This window comes from Bacillus sp. 522_BSPC, assembly GCF_001076885.1.
In the GTDB taxonomy this organism is placed as follows: domain Bacteria; phylum Bacillota; class Bacilli; order Bacillales; family Cytobacillaceae; genus Niallia; species Niallia hominis.
This window is the reverse complement of record NZ_JVDT01000280.1, coordinates 1-5,136: the sequence shown is the minus strand read 5'-3', so window position 1 is coordinate 5,136 and position 5,136 is coordinate 1. Positions and strand designations below refer to the sequence as shown.

General features: G+C 36.8%; 8 protein-coding genes. 5 read left to right on the top strand and 3 right to left on the bottom strand.

Translation table 11 applies throughout. The features are described from left to right. Nucleotides 1-79: 79 nt before the first annotated feature. Genes ADJ83_RS23395 through ADJ83_RS23385 form a run of 3 tightly spaced genes read right to left on the bottom strand, consistent with a single transcriptional unit; the run spans nucleotide 80 to nucleotide 1,812 of the window. On the bottom strand, nucleotides 80-1,102 hold the full coding sequence (locus ADJ83_RS23395; RefSeq protein WP_109769433.1) for a MoeB/ThiF family adenylyltransferase: 1,023 nt from the start codon (nucleotides 1,100-1,102) through the stop codon (nucleotides 80-82). 18 nt (nucleotides 1,103-1,120) lie between these two features. Continuing rightward, entirely contained in the window at nucleotides 1,121-1,354 is a 234-nt protein-coding gene (moaD, locus tag ADJ83_RS23390; RefSeq protein WP_031540224.1) for a molybdopterin converting factor subunit 1, read from the bottom strand. Then, nucleotides 1,351-1,812: a molybdenum cofactor biosynthesis protein MoaE gene (locus ADJ83_RS23385; protein ID WP_031540223.1), complete on the bottom strand. Its 462-nt coding sequence runs from the start codon at nucleotides 1,810-1,812 to the stop codon at nucleotides 1,351-1,353. Before ADJ83_RS23385 ends, moaD begins: the two co-directional genes overlap by 4 nt. Nucleotides 1,813-2,081: 269 nt before the next feature. Here ADJ83_RS23385 and pdxK point away from each other — a divergent pair, with 269 nt between their 5' ends. The 5 genes from pdxK to ADJ83_RS23360 all read left to right on the top strand — a co-directional run. Next, on the top strand, nucleotides 2,082-2,903 hold the full coding sequence (pdxK, locus tag ADJ83_RS23380; protein ID WP_031540222.1) for a pyridoxine/pyridoxal/pyridoxamine kinase: 822 nt from the start codon (nucleotides 2,082-2,084) through the stop codon (nucleotides 2,901-2,903). A 127-nt stretch (nucleotides 2,904-3,030) separates the two neighbouring features. Beyond that, the gene (locus ADJ83_RS23375) at nucleotides 3,031-3,378 is read left to right on the top strand and encodes a YojF family protein (RefSeq protein WP_031540221.1); all 348 of its coding nucleotides are present in this window, start codon (nucleotides 3,031-3,033) and stop codon (nucleotides 3,376-3,378) included. A gap of 52 nt (nucleotides 3,379-3,430) precedes the next feature. After that, the gene (gene bshB2 / locus ADJ83_RS23370; RefSeq protein ID WP_031540220.1) at nucleotides 3,431-4,096 is read left to right on the top strand and encodes a bacillithiol biosynthesis deacetylase BshB2; all 666 of its coding nucleotides are present in this window, start codon (nucleotides 3,431-3,433) and stop codon (nucleotides 4,094-4,096) included. A 125-nt stretch (nucleotides 4,097-4,221) separates the two neighbouring features. After that, nucleotides 4,222-4,542 (top strand): transposase, encoded by a 321-nt coding sequence (locus ADJ83_RS23365; protein WP_016200952.1) that lies wholly within the window; start codon nucleotides 4,222-4,224, stop codon nucleotides 4,540-4,542. 8 nt (nucleotides 4,543-4,550) lie between these two features. Continuing rightward, nucleotides 4,551-5,136: IS3 family transposase (locus tag ADJ83_RS23360; protein ID WP_048717144.1), on the top strand; the 586-nt coding region annotated here is incomplete at its 3' end.

Genomic DNA, 5,136 nt, shown 5'->3' with positions numbered 1-5,136 from the left:
GAACGATCATGTAAACTTACCGCATAATCGTTCGTATTTATTGTAGCTGAAATGTTTATGTCCCAGCCTCTTTTTCTATCTAACCGAGTAATTGATCGTATAGTGTTTTTGCATATATGCTATCATTTGTTTCATGTATCAGGGCTCTTCCGTCTCGGAAAAACACAACTCTGTTTCTTTCTAGCTGAACGGACAATAGAAATGGATTTTGTTTTACTGCATATCCTTTCTTTTGAAAACTTTCTGCAAGTTGTTGAAAAGGAATATCCTTAGGAATGACTGGACGAATTTGCACGGTTTCTCTTCCGCACAACACAGCTACCTTCGTTTGGTTTTCTTTTTCCAAAAAAGGATAGGTCCGATTATCTCCACATGTAGGACAATCTACTCTCTTTGCACGACTAACTTTTATGTTTTGGTAGTCATTTTTCCATAAATCGAATGTCAAAAAAGTTCCACGTAATGAGACAATGTCCCCAATCAACAGCTTTAGCGCTTCGGTTACCTGATGAGAAACCACCAGTTGAACAGCTGGAGCAATGATTCCTACCCTATCACAAGTCATCCCGGTCATAGGCATTGATTGTAATAGACAATGTAAACAAGGGGTCTCTCCTGGTATAATCGTGTAGCTCATTCCTGAACTTCCCACACATGCGCCATATATCCATGGAATACCATGCTTTACAGCTAAATCATTTAGGATCATTCTAATTTCCATATTATCTGTTGCATCTATTATTAAATCCACATTTTTAGCTAGATGTTCTAATAACTCGACTGTCGCTTCCCCAACAATTCCTTGAACATTGCATTCCCGATTAATTTCCTTTAATCTTCTTTCAGCAGCAATAGCTTTCGGCATTCGTTCCTTCGCATCTTCTTCTGTATATAATTGCTGGCGCTGTAGATTGCTTTTTTCCACATAATCTCTATCTATAATGGTAAGACTCCCAACCCCACTTCTGCATAGCATCTCTGCAAGAGACGAACCTAAGGCGCCTGCCCCTACTATGAAGACATGCTTCTCTCCTATTACTTTCTGTCCTTCTACTCCAATAGAGTTGAATAACATCTGCCGGGAATACCTACTTTGCTCCACTTCGCTCTTCTCCTTCCTTTACCCTCCACTAACAGGTGGTATAAATGCTACTCTATCGTTTTCCTTAACGATATCCTCATCCATTGCAAATTCTTCATTAATTGCAACCATTACTCCTTGAAGAGATAGAGTAGGATAAGTATGTTGTAAGTGTTCTTTAATTTCGGCTATCGTCTGTTGCTCCCCCTCTAATTTTAACGTTTCACTACCTATCGTTTCTTTCACTCCTGCAAAAAAAAGCAATGTTATCATCCAAAATCCTCCTCACTTGGCTTGCCATTTACATACATTTTGGTACCCTTTTGATTTCCAATCCATTCTTCACCAGTTTCCCAATGCTCTTTTTTCCAAATTGGAACAATCTCTTTTATCCTTTCTATTGCATATTGATTTGCTTCATAGGCATCCTTGCGATGAGGGGTTGAAACAGCAATAACTACTGCCACATCACTAATCTCAAGCTTCCCTACTCGATGTGATATCGCAATTTCAATATCGCCCCACTTTTCCTTGACCTCCTCGCCGATTAGTTCCATTTTTTTTATTGCCATTGGAATATATGCTTCATATGATAAATAGAGTGTTTTCTTTCCTGCGGTCATTTCTCTCACTGTACCAATAAAAGTAGTCACAGCACCTGCATTTCTTCTTATTACTTTATCCATAACATTTTGTATATTAATTGGATGATCTATTATTTCAAAACTCATATAGATTCCTTTCTTCCTGCATCCGTTTTACTCTTTTCTTATCGAACTATCATCAAGTATATATATAGATTACCATAAATGTAGACAGAATTCTCTCACTATTCTCTCCTCTTACACAATTTTCGTGAATGGTATGCAAAAAGGTTCTGTAAACCAAACTAAGAAAGAAGACGGAAAAGTTGTAACCTTCATTAAAATGGTCTACAATTATTCAATCAAACAAAATTACTTTTCACTTAAAAATGGCAATTACATAGGAGGCATAACAAATGAAGAAAGTATTAACTTTAGCAGGATCTGACACAAGCGGTGGTGCAGGTATTCAAGCAGATTTAAAAACATTTCAAGAACTCGGTGTTTATGGGATGACTGCCTTAACAACGATTGTTACAATGGATCCAAAGAACCATTGGCATCATAATGTTTTTCCTCAAGATATCAATACAGTTAAATCGCAATTAGAGACCGTGTTATCTGTTGGAATTGATGCCATGAAAACAGGAATGCTTGGATCTGTTGAAATCATCGAAGCTGCTGCAAAGCTAATTGATGAGAATGATATTAAAAACGTTGTCATCGACCCAGTTATGATTTGTAAAGGGGAAGATGAAGTACTTCATCCAGAAACGGCAGATGCCCTTCGTGAACTGCTTGTACCAAGAGCAACTATCGTAACACCTAACCTTTTTGAAGCATGGCAGCTTGCTCAAACAGATAAACCAATTAAAACAGTGGAAGATTTAAAAGAGGCTGCTGTAAAAATCCATGCACTTGGACCAAAATATGTTCTAATTAAAGGTGGAAGCAAATTAGGACATGAAAAAGCGATTGACCTTCTATATGATGGAAAAGAATTTACGATTTTTGAAAGCGAACTAATTGATACTACGTATACACATGGAGCAGGTTGCACAAACTCTGCGGCTATTACGGCTGAACTAGCAAAAGGAGCTTCAGTAGGAGAAGCTGTTCAGACAGCAAAAGACTTTATTACTGCAGCTATCCGCAATGGTTTTAAATTAAATGAGTATGTGGGACCAACTATGCACGGAGCATATCGTAATGAAAAAGAAAAACTTAGCGTGAAGTAAGAGCCTCTAAAACAATGAATGTATGGCATATCTCCTTTTTAATAGATAAATAATTGCTAGTAAAAACGAGAGAATGCCTAACCACTTTTTGTCCAATCCATAAACTAGTAAAAAGGAGGGATGTTTTTTGGAATTTGTACAAATCGAAAAAGTACAAAAAGTAATCGATCGTTTAAGCGAAAAAGAAATATATATTCACTTAGAAACGACAAATGGTGCCTATGCAAATCATAATGATGAAACCTTCTTTAACTCTGGTGCTTATATCCGTAATGCAAAGCTATCCTATGAATACGGCAAGATTACAGGTAACGGCCCTTATCGAATTGGCTTAAAAACCGCTATTGGCTGGGTTTATGCTGAAGGTATTACCCATTATGAAGTAGATGATAAAAATAGATTGTTATTAGCAGGCTTAGATTTTACGGGGAAATTAGCAGTAGCACTAGAAATAAGTGAAACACCCTTTGAATAATCAATAGAACGAGTGTGTAGTTTTTACCATTCTACGAAAGGAGGATTATATAATGGAGACAGAAAGACAAGTATTAGTTATTTTCCCCCATCCAGATGATGAGGCATTTGGTGTATCCGGAACGATTTCTAAATTTATACACGAAGGTGTTCCAGTTACTTATGCTTGCTTAACACTAGGGCAAATGGGAAGAAATTTAGGAAATCCGCCATTTGCCACAAGAGAATCCTTGCCAGAAATTCGCAAAAATGAATTACAGGAAGCTGCCCGATCAATGGGCTTAGAGGACCTTCGTATGCTAGGGTATCGAGATAAAACGATCGAATTCTTAAAGGAGGAAGTTCTAGTCAATGAATTTACCGCGTTACTAGATGAATTAGATCCTTCTTTAGTAATCACCTTCTATCCAGGATATTCTGTTCACCCTGATCATGATGCTACAGGAGCAGCTGTTGTAAAAGCAATTGAAAAAAGAGAAGCATCTAAACGACCAACACTTTATTGTGTAGCCTTTTCCAAAAACTGTGAAGAAGACCTAGGACAACCGGATATTGAAATCGATGTTCAAAATTTTGCAGAGCAGAAGGTCGCAACCATTGCTGCCCATCTTTCCCAAACACAACAATATGCAGCCACTCTTCAAGAAGGGCTAAATAATCAAGAAGCTGATGTTTTAACTCGATTATATACCGAGAGATATTGGACCTATAAATTTTAATATGAAAAAAGCAAGCACGGAAAATTATTCTGTGGACTAACCTAAAATAGTGAGACAATATAAAACACCTCCAAAATGGCAATACTTGAGATAAGTATTGTGACATTATTCGGAGGTGTTTTTGCGTGGGCAAAAAAACTGTATATACAAAAGAGATTAAATGGGCGGTAGTAAGAGATAAGCTTGAAGGAAAATTAACAACACGGGAAATTATGAACAAATACAAAATCAAAAATAAAACTCAAATTGAAACTTGGATGAGATGGTACAAAAATGGAGAAATGTATCGGTTTGATCAGCCAATTGGTAAACAATATACATTTGGGCATGGGCCCGATTCTTTAAGTAAGGACGAGCGAATAAGTAATCAACTAACTCACCTAAAAATGGAGAATGAAATTCTAAAAAAGTATATGGCGATGAGAAAGGAGTCGATAAAGGGCTAGTAGTACAATTGGTTGAACAATTTCGTGAAAAATATACCGTTACTTCCATTTTAAAAGTTTTAGGGATTCCACGTGCTAGCTATTATCGTTGGACTAAAGGGTTTGGTGAATATCGGAATGAACATGAAGAGTTAATTATTGAAATCTGTAAGGCTACTAAATATAGAAATGGTCATAGGAAAATTAGAGCTATTCTAAAGCGAGAACATCATATTCATCTTAATAGGAACACAGTTCAAAACATTATGCAGAAGCATCATTTGCAGTGTAAGGTGAAACCAAAACGCAAGTGGAAATCGCAGGGAGAAAGTGAAGTCATTGTACCTAATATTCTTAATCGTGATTTTAGTGCAAGTAAACCAAATGAGAAGTGGGTAACGGACATTACGTATATCCAGTATGGCAGCGAAACATTATATCTGTCTACGATTATGGATTTGTATAATAATGAAATCGTAGCTTATAAGATTTATAATCATCAACAAACGACATTAGTAATTGATACACTGCAGGATGCTTTGGATAAACGCAATCAGCCAGAAGGAGTTATTATACACTCCGATCAGGGGAGTGTGTATACATCGTATACTTTTC